Annotated in this window: 21 protein-coding genes; 14 read left to right on the forward strand and 7 right to left on the reverse strand. The window is 48.0% G+C overall.

The window, feature by feature from the left end:
- Positions 1-672, forward strand: a 672-nt coding sequence (locus V7D78_RS12510) for an aldose epimerase family protein (protein ID WP_333608787.1), incomplete at its 5' end; no start/stop codon positions are given.
- Here V7D78_RS12510 and V7D78_RS12515 read toward each other — a convergent pair.
- On the reverse strand, positions 669-860 hold the full coding sequence (locus tag V7D78_RS12515; protein WP_333608788.1) for a hypothetical protein: 192 nt from the start codon (positions 858-860) through the stop codon (positions 669-671). The genes V7D78_RS12510 and V7D78_RS12515 overlap by 4 nt on opposite strands.
- Positions 861-934: 74 nt before the next feature.
- Positions 935-1,348 (reverse strand): hypothetical protein, encoded by a 414-nt coding sequence (locus V7D78_RS12520; RefSeq protein WP_333608789.1) that lies wholly within the window; start codon positions 1,346-1,348, stop codon positions 935-937.
- Positions 1,349-1,622: 274 nt separating this feature from the next.
- Here V7D78_RS12520 and ccoN point away from each other — a divergent pair, with 274 nt between their 5' ends.
- The 11 genes from ccoN to ttcA all read left to right on the forward strand — a co-directional run bounded on the left by ccoN (position 1,623) and on the right by ttcA (position 11,473).
- Positions 1,623-3,050 carry a cytochrome-c oxidase, cbb3-type subunit I gene (ccoN, locus tag V7D78_RS12525; protein WP_333608790.1) on the forward strand — a complete coding sequence of 476 codons (1,428 nt, stop codon included), beginning with the start codon at positions 1,623-1,625 and terminating at the stop codon, positions 3,048-3,050.
- A gap of 10 nt (positions 3,051-3,060) precedes the next feature.
- Positions 3,061-3,669, forward strand: coding sequence for a cytochrome-c oxidase, cbb3-type subunit II (ccoO, locus tag V7D78_RS12530; RefSeq protein WP_333608791.1), 609 nt, complete (start codon positions 3,061-3,063; stop codon positions 3,667-3,669).
- A gap of 5 nt (positions 3,670-3,674) precedes the next feature.
- Positions 3,675-3,857, forward strand: a complete 183-nt coding sequence (locus V7D78_RS12535) for a cbb3-type cytochrome oxidase subunit 3 (protein ID WP_333608792.1) — start codon at positions 3,675-3,677, stop codon at positions 3,855-3,857.
- Positions 3,850-4,824 carry a cytochrome-c oxidase, cbb3-type subunit III gene (gene ccoP, locus V7D78_RS12540; protein ID WP_333608793.1) on the forward strand — a complete coding sequence of 325 codons (975 nt, stop codon included), beginning with the start codon at positions 3,850-3,852 and terminating at the stop codon, positions 4,822-4,824. Before V7D78_RS12535 ends, ccoP begins: the two co-directional genes overlap by 8 nt.
- Before the next feature lie 69 nt (positions 4,825-4,893).
- Complete coding sequence (locus V7D78_RS12545; RefSeq protein ID WP_333608794.1) at positions 4,894-5,379, forward strand: FixH family protein; 486 nt, start codon at positions 4,894-4,896, stop codon at positions 5,377-5,379.
- 32 nt (positions 5,380-5,411) lie between these two features.
- The gene (locus tag V7D78_RS12550; protein WP_333608795.1) at positions 5,412-7,787 is read left to right on the forward strand and encodes a heavy metal translocating P-type ATPase; all 2,376 of its coding nucleotides are present in this window, start codon (positions 5,412-5,414) and stop codon (positions 7,785-7,787) included.
- Positions 7,784-7,978, forward strand: coding sequence for a cbb3-type cytochrome oxidase assembly protein CcoS (gene ccoS / locus V7D78_RS12555; RefSeq protein WP_333608796.1), 195 nt, complete (start codon positions 7,784-7,786; stop codon positions 7,976-7,978). The genes V7D78_RS12550 and ccoS overlap by 4 nt, the downstream gene beginning before the upstream one ends.
- 10 nt (positions 7,979-7,988) lie before the next feature.
- A complete protein-coding gene (locus V7D78_RS12560; protein ID WP_333608797.1) occupies positions 7,989-8,663 on the forward strand; it encodes a sulfite exporter TauE/SafE family protein in 675 nt (224 codons plus the stop codon).
- Positions 8,664-8,701: 38 nt separating this feature from the next.
- Positions 8,702-9,406, forward strand: a complete 705-nt coding sequence (fnr, locus tag V7D78_RS12565) for a fumarate/nitrate reduction transcriptional regulator Fnr (protein WP_333608798.1) — start codon at positions 8,702-8,704, stop codon at positions 9,404-9,406.
- A gap of 121 nt (positions 9,407-9,527) precedes the next feature.
- Positions 9,528-10,460 carry a universal stress protein UspE gene (uspE, locus tag V7D78_RS12570; RefSeq protein ID WP_333608799.1) on the forward strand — a complete coding sequence of 311 codons (933 nt, stop codon included), beginning with the start codon at positions 9,528-9,530 and terminating at the stop codon, positions 10,458-10,460.
- Positions 10,461-10,552: 92 nt separating this feature from the next.
- The gene (ttcA, locus tag V7D78_RS12575; RefSeq protein ID WP_333608800.1) at positions 10,553-11,473 is read left to right on the forward strand and encodes a tRNA 2-thiocytidine(32) synthetase TtcA; all 921 of its coding nucleotides are present in this window, start codon (positions 10,553-10,555) and stop codon (positions 11,471-11,473) included.
- Positions 11,474-11,502: 29 nt separating this feature from the next.
- Here ttcA and V7D78_RS12580 read toward each other — a convergent pair whose 3' ends face one another.
- Positions 11,503-12,372 (reverse strand): glucosaminidase domain-containing protein, encoded by an 870-nt coding sequence (locus V7D78_RS12580; protein WP_333608801.1) that lies wholly within the window; start codon positions 12,370-12,372, stop codon positions 11,503-11,505.
- 241 nt (positions 12,373-12,613) lie between these two features.
- On the opposite strand from V7D78_RS12580, the gene V7D78_RS12585 reads away from it, so the two are divergent.
- A complete protein-coding gene (locus V7D78_RS12585) occupies positions 12,614-13,828 on the forward strand; it encodes a pyridoxal phosphate-dependent aminotransferase (protein ID WP_333608802.1) in 1,215 nt (404 codons plus the stop codon).
- 14 nt (positions 13,829-13,842) lie between these two features.
- Positions 13,843-15,261, forward strand: coding sequence for an alanine/glycine:cation symporter family protein (locus tag V7D78_RS12590; RefSeq protein WP_333608803.1), 1,419 nt, complete (start codon positions 13,843-13,845; stop codon positions 15,259-15,261).
- Between the two features lie 53 nt (positions 15,262-15,314).
- On the opposite strand, the gene V7D78_RS12595 is transcribed toward V7D78_RS12590, so the two are convergent.
- The 4 genes from V7D78_RS12595 to V7D78_RS12610 form a co-directional block, all read right to left on the reverse strand.
- The gene (locus tag V7D78_RS12595) at positions 15,315-15,611 is read right to left on the reverse strand and encodes a YebG family protein (protein WP_333608804.1); all 297 of its coding nucleotides are present in this window, start codon (positions 15,609-15,611) and stop codon (positions 15,315-15,317) included.
- Positions 15,612-15,746: 135 nt separating this feature from the next.
- Positions 15,747-16,604 carry a DUF6544 family protein gene (locus V7D78_RS12600; RefSeq protein WP_333608805.1) on the reverse strand — a complete coding sequence of 286 codons (858 nt, stop codon included), beginning with the start codon at positions 16,602-16,604 and terminating at the stop codon, positions 15,747-15,749.
- Positions 16,605-16,716: 112 nt separating this feature from the next.
- Complete coding sequence (locus tag V7D78_RS12605) at positions 16,717-17,487, reverse strand: hypothetical protein (protein WP_333608806.1); 771 nt, start codon at positions 17,485-17,487, stop codon at positions 16,717-16,719.
- Positions 17,488-17,800: 313 nt separating this feature from the next.
- Positions 17,801-18,478, reverse strand: a 678-nt coding sequence (locus V7D78_RS12610; RefSeq protein WP_333608807.1) for an SMI1/KNR4 family protein, incomplete at its 5' end; no start/stop codon positions are given.

Consider the following 18,478-nt stretch of genomic DNA (forward strand, 5'->3'; position numbering starts at 1 on the left):
CATAATCAACAGGCTATTCGCGGTGGTGTGCCGGTCTGCTGGCCCTGGTTTGGTCCGCCAGCCAGCCGGCTTAACCCGGCAAGTCAGGCCTTGCCTAATCATGGCTTAGTGCGTAACCGCCTATGGCAGGTACTTAGCACTGAGGTAACGCCAGCTGCAGTTAGCATAGCGCTATTTATTGATGTAAAAAATCTGCCCTACTCACCCGGCACAGTGCGCCTGCAATTACACTTGCGGTTAACTCACGCACAGTTACAGCTGAGCCTGACCTGCGACAGCGATTTGCCACAACAAGCGGCCTTGCACAGTTATTTCAGAGTCACTGATATCACACAAGCCCGGGTGAAACCGCTACCTGAGCTTTTTTTTGATAAAGTGAGTGGTATTGAGCAGCGCAGTAACGATGACATACTGCGTATCAGCGCAGAAACGGATCGGGTGTATCATCAGCCGGCAAATTGTATACAGCTGCAGTGTCTGGCACAGCAATTAACCATCAGCCATAGCGGTCAGGACTCGGCCATAGTGTGGAATCCCTGGCAACAAAAAAGCCGCGAACTACCTGACATGGCAGATCACGGCTATCGTGAGTTTATTTGTATTGAAAGTGCCCGCTTAAACCTTGAGTGCAGAGCGCCGCTTAAGCTGACACTTTGTATCGCAAAAGCTTAAAGTTGCCCCTGCAAAAAACCTTTTAAATCCTGCTGCGGATAACCCAGCTGATCCAGCAGCTCAGGTAACTCATCATGGGGCATAAACACATTCTCAAAGTGTTCAACTATGCCATATATATCAACGCCTTGCTCTCGTAATTGCTGGGCTGTAGCCAGATGGATATTGCGTACAAACTCACTGGTCATAATAGTGTCTCCTTGCTTGATAGGCCGCCTCATCATGCCGAAAAAATAAGCAACAGGCAAGTCAAAAAATAGTCTTATTTCCAGCTGGAACTAAAGGTTTGAATTAGCTCAACTTGTTCGCCACTCTGGTACAGCACTGTCAGTTTCAGTTGCCATTTCATCTGTGGATCGCTGCAAGCGCCGAGCAAAAATTCGGCCTGCCATTGCTCGGTCCAATCAGATTGTAACGTATCTAGCCGGGTAAAACGCAAAGGTATCCGCCCCATATACATTGACAAGCCGGTTATCTCAGCTTGGATCTGTTGAACAGGTTGCTGAAGCGCCAGCGTTAATTGCAAAGGATACTCAACCGGTATGTTGCCAGGGGCAATCCACACTTCAAGCGGATCTGATTGCAGTAGCAGTCGCGCTGGTTGAGACACCGCTGTAGGCTGGCAAGCGCTCAAGCTAAATAACAACAACAGAACCCAACCTGAGGTAAAGCGCATAAGGTCTCCGGCAATAAAAAGCATATTCTAAGCGGTTTTACGCAAAAGTGCTAAAGCGGGGCTACAATTGTTGATTTAGTGAGCAGAGACTTTGTTCTACATCATAAAATAGGTGTGTTTACCTATCTTTTTAAGGGTAAAACTCGTATCATTTGGCCCAAATTCAGTAGTGAATCGATTAACTGTAAATAGTTAACCGCTGCACTACTTATAACAACAAGCGTCACTGCAAAGTGGCATTTTAGTAACCAGCAAAACTGCAACGGAACTCAACATGAGCCAGACAAAACCGTTAAATGTTGACTACAACTATAGCGTGGTCCGCCTCTTTGCCATTACTACCGTTTTATGGGGTATTGTTGGCATGGTGGTGGGCTTATTAATTGCCGCCCAGTTATATTGGCCAGCGTTAAACTTTGACATTCCCTGGCTAACCTATAGCCGGTTGCGCCCTTTACACACTAACGCGGTTATCTTCGCCTTTGGTACAAGTGCCCTGTTTGCTACTTGCTACTACATAGTACAGCGCACCTGCCAGGTAAGATTATTTGCTGAAAAACTGGCCATGTTTACCTTCTGGGGTTGGCAAACAGTAATAGTGCTGGCGGCAATTACTTTACCGCTGGGCATGAGCCAGAGTAAAGAATACGCCGAGCTGGAATGGCCCATCGATATTCTTATCACTGTGGTATGGGTTGCCTTTGCCATCGTCTTTTTCGGTACGCTAGTCAAACGCAAAACCAGCCATATATATGTTGCTAACTGGTTCTATGGTGGTTTTATTATCACCGTCGCTGCATTACATATTGTCAATAGCATGGTAGTGCCGCTTAACCTGTTCAAATCTTACTCCATTTACGCTGGCGCGGTAGATGCTATGGTGCAATGGTGGTATGGCCACAATGCAGTAGGCTTCCTGCTGACTGCTGGCTTTTTAGGTATGATGTATTATTTCGTGCCTAAGCAAGCTGGTCGTCCGGTTTATTCATACCGCTTATCCATAGTGCACTTCTGGGCACTGATTGCGCTCTATATCTGGGCGGGCCCGCACCACTTACACTACACCGCCCTGCCAGACTGGACCCAGTCTTTAGGTATGGTGATGTCGGTCATCCTGTTTGTACCAAGCTGGGGAGGCATGATTAACGGTATCATGACGTTATCCGGTGCCTGGCATAAACTGAAAACTGACCCTATCTTACGTTTCTTAATTGTGTCGCTGTCTTTTTATGGTATGTCAACCTTTGAAGGTCCGATGATGGCCATTAAATCTGTAAATGCGCTGTCGCATTACACTGACTGGACGGTTGGCCATGTGCACTCTGGTGCCTTGGGATGGGTAGCGATGATTTCTATTGGTGCTATGTACCACCTAATCCCTGCGGTTTATAACAGAACGGGCATGTACAGCACATCGCTGATTAATACTCACTTCTGGTTACATACTATTGGCGTGGTACTGTACATCGTTGCTATGTGGTTCTCAGGCATTATGCAGGGCATGATGTGGCGTGCGGTTAATACCGACGGTACCCTGACCTACAGTTTTGTACAAAGTTTAGAAGCCTCAATGCCGTTTTATCTGATGCGCTTTATCGGTGGTGTTTTTGTGGTCGCCGGTATGTTTGTCATGGCTTATAACGTCTACAAAACCCTGCGTGGCCCAAGTGTCGTGCAGCAGCCTGTTGCGGCAGTAGCTTAAGGAGTATCGGATGTCTAAGAATCATCACGAAAAAATTGAAAAAAGCGTTGGCTTACTCGGCATCTTTACTGTTATCGCCATCAGTTTTGGTACCCTGGTGCAAATTACGCCCCTGATGTTTATGGAAGAGACCACTGTGCCGGTAGATGGCCTCAAGCCTTACACTGCCCTGCAGATGGAAGGTCGCGATGTATTCATCCGCGAAGGTTGCACCAATTGCCATAGCCAGATGATCCGTCCTTTCCGTGCAGAAGTGGAACGGTATGGGCATTATTCCGTTGCCGGTGAAAGCGTATGGGAACACCCGTTTTTATGGGGTTCTAAGCGTACCGGCCCGGATCTGGCTCGCGTTGGGGGGCGTTACAGCGATGACTGGCACTATGCCCACATGATGGATCCACGTTCAGTGGTACCGCAATCCAATATGCCGGGCTACCCCTGGTTAGACCGCAATATTCTGGATGGCAAATACACCGCCCGTAAACTGGAAATTTTCCGTGGCTTTGGCGTGCCTTACACCGATGAAGATATCGCCGGTGCTGCAGAGGCCGTTAAAGGTAAAACTGAAATGGAAGCCCTGATTGCCTATCTGCAATCGCTGGGCACCGCACTGAAGTAACGACTATGGAATTTGCAACGCTTCACAGCATTTTGACAGTGATCTTGTTTGTCGGTTTCGTCAGTTTTGTTATCTGGGCTTACAGTAAAAAACGTAAAGCCGATTTTGACGAAGCTGCCAATTTAGTGTTTGACGACGAACCAGAATCTAACAACCAAAAACAAAAACGGGAGTCAGAGCATGAGTAGCTTCTGGAGTGCTTGGATCATTATTTTAACCATACCAGTGCTGGTCGGTTGTGTGCTGCTGCTCACCTGGAATCTGAAAAACCACGTTGGCGTACCAGAGGATGAAACCACTGGCCATGAAGTGGACGGTATTTCAGAAATTAATAACCCTTTGCCAAAGTGGTGGACCATTATGTTCTTCGCCACTATTGTCTGGGGGGTATTCTATCTGGCCGCTTACCCGGGTTTAGGAAACTATAAAGGTTTTTTAAATTGGACCAGTTCTAATCAGGGCATTAAATCCCTGGAAGAATCTCGTCAGGCGGTTGAGCGCGCCCGGGAGCAAGGTCTGCATGTGCAGTTAGATCAGGAAAACCTGAAAGCTGATGAAGTCTACGGCCCGGTATTCCAGCAATTTGCTCAGCGTGATGTGTTAGATTTAGCCTACGATGCTGATGCACTGAAAATTGGCCAACGCTTGTTTTTACAAAACTGCGCGCTGTGCCACGGCTCAGATGCACGCGGTCAGCGGGGTTACCCTAACCTGACAGATAACGACTGGCTATATGGTGGCACCCCTGAAAAGATCAAAGAAACCCTGCTCTATGGCCGTAAAGCCGCTATGCCGGGTTGGGAAGCCGCACTAGGTGATCAGGGTATTCGCGAAATGACGGCTTATGTGCTGCAGTTATCTGGCCGCGCAGTAAATCAACGTGACGCTGAAGCTGGCCAGGCCAAATTTGGCATGTGTGCTGCCTGTCATGGTGCTGATGGCCGTGGTAGTGTCGCGCACAACCTGCCGTTTGGCGCCCCAAATTTAACCAACAACATCTGGTTGTATGGAGGTTCTGTTGAAGCCATTGATGAAACCTTGCGTAAAGGTCGCTATGGTGTGATGCCAGCCTTTAAACAGACTCTGGGTGAAGATAAGGTGCATATCCTGACCGCTTATGTTTACCGACTGTCTAACCCGGATGACTTGCGCTAACGGCGCCTTGCCATCCGTTTAACCCTAAGCCCCGTAATGGGGCTTAGTGCTATCAATATTGAGGTAAAGATGCAACTGGACACTAAACCCTGGTACAAACAACTCTGGCCCTGGATCCTGATTGCCATTCCTGTCGCTACGGCGTTAAAGGCTGTGCATAGCATCATTATCATGCAACAACATCAGCCCGAAATGGTCGTTGATGACTACTATAAAGCAGGCCGAACTATTAATGTGCAACTGGCTAAAGATCGTGAAGCTGCACTTCGCAACCTTAGTGCGACTGTGTTGATGGCAGGTAACCGGGCTGTAGTCCGTTTTGCTGAAAATGCCGTTATGGGTGATAGTCTGCAACTGGAGTTTTATCACCCCACTCTTGGTGCCAACGATTTTACAGTTACCGCTGAGCGCAGTGGCGCCCTGCTATATGTGGCAACCTTACCCACTACACCCCATGGTCGCTGGCGTTTAACGGTTTCTGATGACACCAAAGAATGGCGGCTGCGCGCGAATTTGGTGCTACCGGTGACAAAAGAAATTAAGCTGGGTTACTAACCGAGGCTATGGTGTCGCACAAGCAAGAAACTGTGAATGGCTGTTTTCATTGTCATCAGCCACTGGTGAGCGCTAAGTCGTTTTATCTGCAGATAGACGGTGTTAAACAGCCGTTTTGTTGTGCCGGCTGTCAGGCTGTTGCTGATACCATCATTAAAAATGGTCTGGCTGATTATTACCGGTTTCGGACAGTACCTGCCACTAAAGCAGATGCCCTGCCTGAAACACTGGCTGAGGAATTATTACAACTCGACTCGGCTGATGTGTTGCAAGACATTAGCCAGAGCGCTGCTGATGGTCAACAAATTGAATTATCAATAAATGGCATGAGCTGCGCTGCCTGTGCATGGTTAATTGAAAAGCAATTAGCAAAACTCCCGGCCATAAAACAGGTGACGGTGAATGCTGGTTCCGCCAGAGCACTGCTGGTGTGGCAACCAGAACAACTCCCTTTAAGCCAACTCATCAAGCATATACAACAACTGGGCTATCAGGCCAGCCCCTTTGTTGCCGACGAGCAAGAGCAGCAATTTAAACAGGAATTAAACCGCTACCTGAAGCGGCTGGCAGTGTCCGGCATTATGACCATGCAAGTGATGATGCTGGCCTTTGCCTTATATTTTGGTGAATACAGCGGCATTGATGCCTCACACGGGGGGTATTTGCGCTGGGTCAGTCTGTTACTGACAATGCCAGTGGTGTTTTATGCCGCCCTGCCTTTTGTCAGCAGTGCCTGGCGCAGCATCAAGGCCCGCCAGATGAACATGGATGTGCCGGTGAGTCTGGCGCTCTATTACACCTTTTTTGCTTCGGCCTGGGCCACCGTTTTTCATACCGGCGAAGTGTATTTTGAATCGGTGTGTATGTTTACCTTTTTACTGCAGCTGGGCAAGTTTTTTGAGTATCGTGCCCGCGCCCGTGCCCGTGAATCGACCAGCAATTTACTAAAAATCATGCCGGTTACTGCCAGCCTGTTACAAGGTGAACAATGGGTCAGCTGCTCAGCGAGGCGCCTGAAAGCCGGTGACAACATCCTGGTTAAGGCTGGTGAAACCCTGCCCGCTGATGGCCGGGTACTAACCGGTAGCAGTTCAGTAGATGAATCCATGCTCAGCGGCGAGTATTTACCGGTAGCCAAACACCCGGGCGATGAGGTGCTGGCCGGCAGTGTTAATCATGATGGAGTGCTCACCGTGCAGGTGCAGCAGTCGTTACAACACTCCAGGCTTGGGCAAATTATTCAACTGCAGCAGCAGGCCTTGCACCAAAAACCCAAACTGGTCGAAAAAACCGATGAGCTGGCCAAATATTTTGTCGAGCGCTTATTGGTCATCGCCGTAGCGACCTTTTTACTCTGGTATTTCTGGCTCGACAGCAGCCGGGCCTTTTGGGTGACCTTGTCCGTGCTGGTTGCTACCTGCCCCTGCGCGCTCAGTCTGGCCACCCCTACCGCTATTACCTGTGCCCTATCCCGGCTAAACCAACGCGGTGTTTTGATAAAAAATAGCCAGGCGTTGGAAATGCTGCCGCAAATCAGCCATATCGTTGTGGATAAAACCGGCACCCTGACCGCGGGGCATTTTTCTGTTACCCAATGTCAGCTATTAGACAGTGCTTATACTGAGCCGGAAGTGTTAAACCTGATTGCTAACCTTGAGCAATACTCAGAGCACCCGATAGCCGCCGCCTTTGCCCCTTGCCTGACCGCTGCCATTGCCCTGACAGAAGTGAATATCGAGGTTGGCCGCGGGATAAGTAGCAATTGGCAAGGTAAGCGACTTAAAGTCGGCAGTGCCGCATTTTGCCAGCATATTGTGGTCGCTGATGCCATGGTCTATCTGAGTGTCGATGATAAAACGGTTGCGGCTATCAGCTTAGCTGACCAACTGCGGCCTGAAGTACCAGCGCTGATTAGTGCCTTACAACAGCAAGGCTTTAGTGTGGGTATGCTCACCGGCGATAGCTCAACCCAGCCCGAGCAATTAAGTGCGGCGCTAAAACTGGATTTTTACCATAAGAGCTGTAGCCCCGAGCAAAAGGTAACCCAGATACAACACTTAATAGCACAGTCGCATAAGGTTTTAATGCTGGGCGATGGGATTAATGACAGCCCGGCGTTTAATGCCGCGCATATTTCCGTCGCCGTGCACTCTGGCAGCGATTTATCTAAAAGTCAGGCGGATGTGTTACTGTTAAAGCCTGAACTGCAGCTAGTACAACAATTATTGGATGGTGGTCAGGAAACAGCCCGTATTATTAAGCAAAACCTGGCCTGGTCGGTCGGCTATAACGTGATTATCATCCCTTTAGCGGTAGCGGGTTTTGTGTCACCCTACATAGCGGTGTTAGGCATGTCATTCAGCTCTTTGTTGGTGGTATCTAACTCGCTGAGGTTATTAAAAAAATGAGTATTATTTATGTGTTAATCCCTATAGCAGTGCTGTTTGTGCTGATAGGATTAGCGATTTTCTTTTGGGCTGTGCGATCTAAGCAGTTTGAGGATCTGGATAAAGAAGGTTTTAGTATCCTGTTTGATGAGCCAGAGCAGAAGCCGACAGCAGCCACAACTAAGCAACCTGACGACACCAATCCAAAATGAAAGCAGCTAAATGAATGCAGATCTGTTAGCCGCGCTGCTTATCGGCTTTTTAGGCAGTAGCCACTGTTTAGTGATGTGCGGGGGCATCGTCGCCGCGCTGCAATTAGCCATGCCCGGGCAAAGCTTCTGGCAACGCTTTCGGCTGCAGCTATTGTTAAGCCTTGGCAGAATCAGCAGCTATGCGCTTTTTGGTGCACTAATCGGTTATTTTGGTATGCAGGCGATGCAGCTGGCCGGGTTGTCATTAGTCTGGTTACGCTTAATTGCCGGCTTGTTAATGCTGGCGATGGCACTCTATGTCGCCAGGTTATGGTTTGGCTTAACTTACCTGGAACGCCCCGGACGCTATCTGTGGCGACTCTTGCAGCCGATAAGCCAGAAATGCATGCCGATCAATAATGCTAAACGTGCCTTGGGTTATGGCTTTTGCTGGGGTTGGTTGCCCTGTGGTCTGGTGTATTCTGCGTTGAGTTGGAGCCTGGCCAGTGGCAGTGCTTTAGATGGCAGCTTGTTCATGCTGATGTTTGGTCTGGGTACCTTGCCGGGATTACTGCTGTTTGGCAGTGCGGCTAACACCCTTAGCCGCATAAAAAATCTGCCGCTGCTTCGTTATAGCGCGGCGGTATTACTGGCTACTTATGCGCTTTATACGATTTGGCTTGCTTTGCAACGGTTAACTTTTTAAGCTAGTAGCCAATGAGAAACCTTTAGGATTCTGGCCCGATGCAACGTTCAGCTATAAATTGTCAAGACTGCGGCTTTAGTCAGTTATGCCTGCCATTTTCGCTTAATGAGCAAGATCTTAACCGACTTGATGATATTATTCAGCGCAAAAGACCTTTACATAAAGGCGATATGCTATTTGAAAGTGGTATAGCACTGAAATCACTATACGCTATTCGTACCGGCTCCTTTAAAACCTTCACACTGACAGAACAGGGTGAGCAGCAAATTACCGGCTTTCATTTACCGGGGGATGTGATTGGCTTTGACGCCATTAACCAGCAGCAGCACCGCAGCTATGCTGAAGCGCTGGAAACCGGCATGGTGTGTGAAATACCCTACCCCAACCTGGAAAGCTTACTGGATCACCTACCGAAATTACGCCAGCAATTAATGCGGCTGATGAGTCAGGATATTCAAGCCGATCAGCAGATGTTACTGCTGCTAAACCGTAAAACGGCCGAGCAGAAACTGGCCACGTTTTTAAGCCACCTGGCCAGCCGCTTCGCCAGTCGCGGTTTTTCAGGAAAAGCCTTCCGACTGTCTATGACGCGCAGTGACATCGGTAATTACCTGGGGCTAACGGTTGAAACCATCAGCCGACTGCTCAGTAAAATGCATAAAGATCAGATTATCAGCGTTGAGGGTAAGCTTATCACTATTATAGATAATAACGCCTTAAGCCAGCTATCAGGCCAGTGTTAATTTTTTATGCTTAAGCTTGATATAGCACAATTTTTTGGACATAAAGCGCCCGTTCATATCTGACAAAGCCAATTAACTTAGCTACACTCTGTGCTAAGTTTGGCTTTCTAAGGACAGCGCTATGTCACTTTTTACTAACGTCTTAGTAGTATTAGATCCCACTGCTACTCAGCAAAAAGCCTTAAACCGGGCCATTGAACTCTGTTTAAAACAACAGTGTCAGCTCACCGCGTTTTTATCTGTCTATGATTTTTCCTATGAAATGACCACCATGTTATCGGGCGATGAACGTGAATCGATGCGCCAGGCGGTCATTAAAGACCGTGAACTGTGGATAAGTGAGTTTTTGCAGCATGCCCAGCAGCAAGGTTTAAGCATTAATATTAAAGTGGTCTGGCACAACAGGCCTTTTGAAGCCGTGGTGCATGCCGTGCTGGAGGATGGCTATGATTTAGTCATTAAAGGCACTCATGATCACGATGTACTTAAATCAATGATCTTTACCCCGACCGATTGGCATATTCTGCGCAAGTGCCCTTGCCCGGTATTACTGGTAAAAGATCACGACTGGCCGGCTCAGGGAAATATTATTGCCGCAGTCAATGCCGGCTCAGAGCAAGAGCACCATTTATCGCTTAATCAGCGCGTACTGGTCAAAGCCAGTCAGATGGCGGAGCTGTTAAATGCCCGGGTACATTTGGTTAATGCCTACCCTGGTACACCGGTAAATATTGCTATCGAAATCCCCGAGTTTAACCCGCAGGAATACAACAGCAGCATGAGGCGGCATCATGAAGGTGCTGTCGCTGAGTTGTCAAAACAATACAGTATTGCTGAGCAACACACCCATGTTCTTGAGGGCATGCCTGAAGATGTGATACCGCAGTTGGCAAAAAAACTGGATGCAGAAATGGTGGTTATTGGCACTATTGGCCGCACAGGGTTATCTGCGGCCATTATCGGCAATACCGCTGAACATGTGATAGACAGGCTTGATTGCGACGTGCTGGCATTAAAACCGGCTAACTTTGTCAGCCCGCTGCAAAAAAATTGATAAAAGAATTCTGACAAAGCCGGCTGTCAGGCTTTGGTATAGGCGCACAGTTCGTTATAATGTGCGCCTTTTTCATTCTGGTAAACTTTGTCATGTCACATGCAGCCCAAGCTAAAGCCCAATACGATTTAAACAAACTTCATAAGCGGTTACGCCGGGGCGTGGGCCAGGCCATTGCTGACTTTGGCATGATTACTGAGGGTGACAAGGTGATGGTCTGCCTGTCAGGTGGTAAAGACTCCTACACCCTGTTAGATATTTTGATCAATTTACAGCAATCGGCCCCGGTAAATTTCAGCCTGATTGCCGTTAATCTTGATCAAAAACAGCCCGGCTTTCCAGCTGAAGTTCTGCCCCGTTATCTCGACAGCATTGGCATTGAGTACCTGATTGTTACTGAAGATACCTACTCTATTGTTAAAGAGAAAATTCCTGAAGGTAAAACCACTTGCTCGCTCTGCTCACGGCTACGTCGGGGTATTTTGTACCGCACCGCCAAAGAGCTGGGGGCCACCAAGATAGCCTTGGGTCATCACCGCGATGATATGCTGGAAACCTTATTTTTAAATATGTTTTATGGTGGCAAATTAAAATCTATGCCGCCAAAATTGATCAGTGACAATGGCGAGCATATTGTGATCCGGCCTTTGGCTTACTGTAAAGAAAAAGACATTGAACGTTATGCTCAGGCCAGACAATTCCCGATCATTCCGTGTAATTTATGTGGCTCGCAGGACGGCTTACAACGCCAGGTAGTCAAAGAGATGCTGCAGGATTGGGATAAACGCTTCCCCGGCCGTATTGAAACCATGTTTCAGGCGATGCAAAACATTGTGCCCTCACATATGCTGGATAAGCAGCTATTTGACTTTAGCGCTATCACTCACGGCATGCCAGCAGAAGCAGGATTAGAGGGTGATGTTGCCTTTGATAAAGCCAGTGTCCCTGCCATTCCGGTTGGCTTAACAGCAGAGCAGCCCGAGAACGAACTGCAGCCACTGCAACTGAGTTAGTAACAGGGCAGCCGCATTGTCAATACTGGTTAAGGCTGTTGCTCTTCCAGCAAGCGGCGGTTAAAGCGGATCATGCCGCTGATTTCTGCAATATAATCTTCGCCGCGCTCTGAATATTGGCCCAAGCCAGCCGCCAGCGCTTCACCACGCACTGGCCGGCCCTGGCGGCGCAGCTCTGCACGGATTAACCGCAGGCTTTCATAGGTATGAAAGGTATTCAGATTATAAAAGTAACTGCGAATACTGGCCGCCGGGCTATCAAACTTCGCCACTTCGTGGGTTTGATCTTCACCGCGACTCAGCGGGATCATGCCGCAACCTTCGCGAAAGCACCACTGACCAAAAAAATTATAGCCCTCAACTGCAAAACGGCTGGTGCCCCAGGCCGATTCATTGGCCGCCTGCATTAATACTAAGCTTTCAGGCAGCACATCCACCCTTAGCAGTAACTGTTGCAGTGATGCCAAATCAGAACTGGCGACCTCTAAGCGAAATTCATCATATAAACTGTATAAAAATGCGTATTCTTCCAATGAGATGCGCAGGTTTTTCTGTTTTTTATCCTGAATGTCTAAAAGCTGCTGACGCAGTGCGTTAATACGGCTGTTTTCGCGTTTTACATGGGGCCGCAAATAGGTGAAAAAGGCTCTTTTCTTAGCGGTAACATCGGCTATCTGACTAAAATCGGGTAAGCCTTGGTAAGGCACTGGCGGCTGTGTATAAGCTAGCCGCTGTAACACCTTTTTTTGATCGGCTTGGTTTAAGGCGGCCAACCGGCTGGGCTTTTGCCATTCTTCCAGTGAATCCACTTGCTTAATGGCTTCAAGCTCCATAAAAGGAAACAGTAAAGCATAAATCACACATAACCAACTTAAGCTGAATAATAGTTTTTTCAACAAGGGCATCATTCACCTGTTTAATTTACTAGGCTCAAAACAACATAATTGCTACTTTGGCAAAAAACATCTTACATATTGAGCTTATTTTACCCTGTACGCTTTGCAGATACGATAAGAAATTTTTCAGTAGTTTTTTGTATTTATTAAAGCTTGGGGATTGCAATCTGGCGGCGGCTGTGTGAAAACTGTATCTAATGCATTTAGCTATCTGGACGTTTAAACAGGAAAGAAGTATCAGGCTATGAAACCGATTGAGCGCTCGACCAAATTAGATGGTGTTTGTTATGACATTCGCGGCCCGGTGGCACAAGAAGCCCGCCGGATGGAAGAAGAAGGTCACCGTATTTTAAAGCTCAATATCGGCAATCCCGCGCCCTTTGGCTTTGAAGCGCCGGATGAAATACTTAAACACGTGATCCATAACCTGCCAACGGCTCAGGGTTATTCTGACTCACAAGGTATTTACCCGGCCCGTGTTGCGGTAGCACAATATTACCAGCAGCGCGGAATTCTGGGTGCAGATGCGGATGATGTCTATATCGGCAATGGCGTGTCTGAGCTAATTTTAATGTCGCTGCAGGCCTTATTAAATAACGGCGATGAAGTCCTGGTGCCCTCACCGGATTACCCGTTGTGGACAGCTGCGGTGAATCTGGCCGGGGGTAAGCCGCTGCACTACCGCTGTGATGAGCAACAAGACTGGTATCCGGATCTTGACGATATTAAAGCCAAAATCAGCAAAAAAACCAAAGCTATAGTGCTTATCAACCCGAATAACCCCACCGGGGCAGTGTACGACAAAGCCTTCTTACTGGAACTGCTAAAGATTGCCCGCGAGCACCGCTTGGTGGTGCTTAGCGATGAAATTTATGACAAGGTGCTGTTTGATGGCACTGAACATGTCAGTACCGCCGCGCTGGCCGATGATCTTATTATGTTGACCTTTGGTGGTTTATCGAAAAATTACCGCATTGCCGGCTTTCGCATAGGCTGGTTGTTTATCTCCGGTGCTAAAAAACTGGCGCGCAATTATATTGAAGGCCTGAATATTCTCGCTTCTATGCGGCTGTGCGCCAATGTGCCTTGTCAGCATGCGGTGCAAACAGCACTGGGTGGCTATCAGAGTATTAATGAACTGGTGGTGCCGGGCGGCCGTTTATACGATCAAATGGATTTAGCGCATAAGCTGGTCACCAGCATTGATGGCATCAGCTGTATGCGACCTAAAGGCGCCATGTATTTATTCCCTAAGATTGATCGCAAAAAAATTAACATTGATGATGATGAGCTGTTTGTGCTGGATTTTCTGCGCCAGCATAAAGTGTTACTGGTGCATGGTCGTGCCTTTAACTGGCCTGAGCCGGATCATTTTCGCATTGTATTTTTACCGCATCGTGAACAACTCGAAGCCGCGGTTGGCAAGCTGGCGCAATTTTTACCCGGCTACCGGCAATAAGCAGAAAACTAACTATGTCTGAATCGTTTAGCTTTCAACAGCTGTTTGAGGCCTTTACCGAGCGCTTAGCGGCCGTGGTGTTTTATGCCTTTAACGTTGATGGTGTGGCCGTGCCTTTGGTGGTCATTTGGCTGATTTGCGGTGCCCTGGTGTTTACCGGATATCTGGGGTTTATCAATATCAGAGGTTTTGCACATGCCCTGCGCTTAATACGCCGGCCAAGTGCGGCTAAAACCCCGGGCGAGATTTCGCCCTTCAGTGCTTTAACAACAGCGCTTTCCGGTACTGTTGGCACCGGTAATATCGCCGGGGTAGCCGTAGCCATTAGTCTGGGCGGCCCCGGTGCCACCTTTTGGATGATAGTGGCGGGGTTACTGGGCATGTCGACTAAGTTTGTCGAATGCACGTTGGCGGTAAAATACCGCCAGCTTAATGCCGATGGCAGTGTCTCCGGCGGGCCTATGTATTACATTAAAGCAGCGCTGGATAAATATCAGCTGCCGCTGCTGGGCACCATACTGGCGGTGTTTTTTTCAATTGCCGTTATTTTTGGTTCAGCGGGTTTTGTACATGTTAATCAGGGTTTTGTGCAGGTTAAAACTGTTACCGGCTTTGATAATGCCTGGTTATTCGGCATTATTTACGCGCTGCTGGTCGGGGCGGTAATTATTGGTGGTATTAAAAGTATTGCCCGGGTAACCAGTAAACTGGTGCCCCTGATGTGCGCCATTTACTTAATAGCCGCTTTTGTGGTGATTGGCCATCATTTACCACAAATCCCTGCGGCCTTGATGCTGATTGTACACAGTGCTTTTGCGCCAGATGCCGCTTATGGTGGCTTTATTGGCGTATTGATTCAGGGTTTCAGGCGCGCAGCCTACTCGAATGAAGCCGGTATTGGCTCCTCCCCTATTGCCCATGCAGCGGCTAAAACCAAAGATCCGGTATCTCAGGGCTTTGTCGGCTTGCTTGAACCCTTTATTGATACGGTGGTGATCTGCTCCATCACCGCCTTAGTGATCATTTTGTCCGGCGCTTATCAGAGTAATGTATTGGATGGCGTGCAAATCACTTCCAGCGCTTTTGCCTCGGTCATCAGCTGGTTCCCGCTGGTATTAATGGTAGCCTTACTGCTGTTTGGCTTTTCTACGGTGATTAGTTGGTCATACTATGGCCTGACCGGCTGGCGCTATATTGTCGGGCATGATCCGAGGCTGACCACCCTCTACAAAATCTTATTTTGTATGATGGTATCTATGGGCGCTGTACCCGACATTATGGCGGTATTCGATTTTATCGACTCGATGATCTTCTTAATGGCCATTCCGAATATTCTGGCGTTGTATTTATTGCTGCCAGAAGTCAAAGCCGATTTAGCCGCCTACTGGCAACGCCAGCTGTCGCAGCCTTCGGCTCGCATCAAGCCGTTATAAGGGTTTTAGCGGCTTTGCTAACAGCCAAGCCGCGTGAGTGGCATCGTTAAGCACTAAGCCGCTTTAACCGCGGCTTTGGCTTCAGCGGGTGCTGCTTTTTCAGCTTTGGCTGGCTTAGCAACTTTTTTAGCACTCAGTGCCGCCAATAAGGCGTCTTTGTGTTGTGCCAGGTACAAAGCCAGCGCTTCAGTTTGCTGCTCATCGGCCAGTAACTGGCTGGCTTGCAGTAATACCGTTAACTCATCGGCTGTATCCAGCATCTTATCAAAGGCATCTGCTTCGGCTTTAGAGGTAAAAGTCATTTTCTCGGCTCCGTTGCGTTCTACCACGTATTTAATGATCACTGCCATCTTGCTGCTCCCGCTGTAATTGACTGTCTATTTATACAGTTGTTTGCATTTGTTGTCGAGCCCGTTATCGTAATTATTCGTTTGATGTCCGTTGCAGCACCTTGTTGGGCGCAACTCACACCGTCAAGCAGTGATCTAAGGTTCAAACTCATACTGGACCTTTATGATATCGCCTTTCCAGACCCATAGCAGAACGCCGCCATCGTACCAACCCACTTCACCATAGAATGGAACTCGCATCCCTGCATGAGTTTGATAGTCCCGAAAACGGCCCTCCCAGGGCACTCGCCTGTATGTTCCATCAAACCTGCCGAACCGACCATCACTATAAATACCCGTTACCTCACCCACGTCGTTAAACCGAAATTCCAAGGATACGGTTGTGCTGCCATCAGCCAGCGTTGCCAGTGCAGAGAAATCATCTATCGAACTCCAAGATACCCCAGATTGTGGCAAAAGAGCGGTAGGAAACCAGACAGCCTCTGCTAAGTACCTGTGTAACGCGCCTGAATTTAATTCCGGCACGCCGGTTTCTGAAGCGATGGCAAAAGCAGACAAGAGACTCGCCCGACCTGATCCAACACCGCTGCTGTAGCTATCCAGCACACGGACATGTGTACCCAAGGGCATCTCGATTTTTGCATTCCACAAGAAACCGGTTGCCGGCGGCACGACGACTTGGCTAGCATTAAACGACGACCAGCTAGTGGCAGCAGTACTTGTCCGCAATACCCCAGACTGTTGCATCCTTACTAAGTGGATCACCTGCTGGCCATCGACTAAGACATGCCGGAAATAACGGGCAACTGGCGGTGGAAGGTCGGTCAATGCGTCAAAACTGACGACTGTATTTCTTGGCTGTGTCGCGCCGCCGAGTAGGTCTGTCGCCATCTGCTCAGCCTTGGACCTTTCGCTGGCCTGTCCGATCAAGACCGAAGCAACAGCAGCTACAGATACGACTCCGATGGCGATGAGAATCCACTTAGCTGTCATCGGCTACCCCTGCTGTTCACGTCTAACGCAAAACATAGCGGGCAACTTGTTGTTTGGGCGCACTCGAGCGCCCAACGGGCTCGTCCATGATGTGTAACGTCTTTGTCAGACATCACAAGCCCATTTCAGTTGTAATGTTTGCGACAGGTACCTCTGAAGCTTTGTCTGTATCTATAAATGTCCTGAAATATTCTTTTGCCTGGTTAACTCTAAATTGATTTGACGGTAACTTAACTTTATTTGAATCGACATCTACGATTGGTACACCGGAAAATGAAACTTCATAAAATTGTTCTTTATTTCTGGCGTCCAGCGCTGTCCATTTAGAGAGCAGCTTCCAAGGGGTCCCAATTGAGCCCTGTTGTTTTTCGAAATCTATTCGAGCGTAATATCTTTTTCCTGACTCTACTTCTAGCTCTAATTTTGAGAAGCCATTAATGTAAGTATAAATGCTATGCTTTCCCGGAGGCAGCAAGATTTCTGCTCTTTCTTCTCCACCAAGTACACCGACAAGCTCACTTTCAGACCAGATCGCCAGCTCGAATTCTTTGTGCATATTACTGGGTCTCGTTACGCTCAAAACAGCATATTCGCCTGGATTCGCTAACGATGCGTTTTTAGCGGTTTTCAAATTGATACCCATCACTGACGGATTCATTAATGCATTTGTATAGTACTCCGCAGTATCTCTGGAGGGTTTTTTAGTTGTTTTTTTAGTTTGCATTACTAAAGACTTACCCAGTGCAGGCCTTACTTCCTTAAACTCGCCTGTTACAGGATTAAAGTAATAAAACAGTAATTCGCCGCCTCGATCATCAATAAACTTGTGCTGAAACGTTTGTCCAAATTGGGATAAATAAAGAGTATTAAATCCCGACTTCATACTGATTAAATCATATGAGCCACTAGCAAGAGACGTGACTAATTTATCGTCTAATCCGACTTCTATTCCATAGGCACCGCCTTCCCAGGCCGGCCCCCTTATTACATATACATGCGTTTCGGTTTTATCTGGTAAGGGTTCATGCTGAAATTATGCTACTAGATCAGGTTTCACCTCCATAGGGAGATTACTGGCACACCCCGCAATCAAAACGATAAAACATAAAAATGCAATTTTTCTCACTAAACTTCTCCCTTAAAAAATTTTACATAAACTCCAAATTCAGCGGCATGCGGGCCTGACCCCATAACTACTACAAAGTACAGTAATCTGGATTTGAGACAAAAGCGGACAAGGACTCTTCCGCAAGCTGGAGCTCTCCGGTCTCGTGATCAAGCACCAGAATTTGACCAGATCTGAACTCGGAGAAGTCTCGCATACAAACCGCATATAGCTCAGCAAAGCCGTTCTGGTGGGCAAAGAAAACGACATTCGCCAGCTCATCTGACGCTGGCATGGGATTGCCGCTGGTTTCAATGTAGTCAACGACCTCTAAGAGTATCTGCGCTATGCTCAGATAAAGAGGGCGCCAGCTTTCTCCCCAGTCCTTTTCTTTGATTTCGATGCCGTTGAACTCTTTGAGCATAGAGCGAAGTTCAGTGGGGATCGGTCCGCCCAGCTGGTGCTCAAGCGTTGCGAGTTCACTCTCAGTCGAAGGCTGACCAAACTGATAGCGGATCTCAAGTTCTTCTTTGTCGGGCACATTCATAGCACTTTGTTCAAATATTTCTCTCCAACGGTTCAACTTGCATTCTTTGCGGCCTAACGCTAAGCAAAGCGCGTCTTTGCTTAAACGTATTGTTAGACGTTTTGTGCAATGCAGCCATACAAAAAAGGCTACAGGCACAACCAACATCGGTAATTTAGACAATGACCAGGCCCCAGCGAAAACCAACACAATTTGATGCAAAAGAAGGATAATTACGCTAGA

Origin of the sequence: Arsukibacterium sp. (assembly GCF_036735525.1) — a bacterium.
GTDB lineage: Bacteria > Pseudomonadota > Gammaproteobacteria > Enterobacterales > Alteromonadaceae > Alishewanella.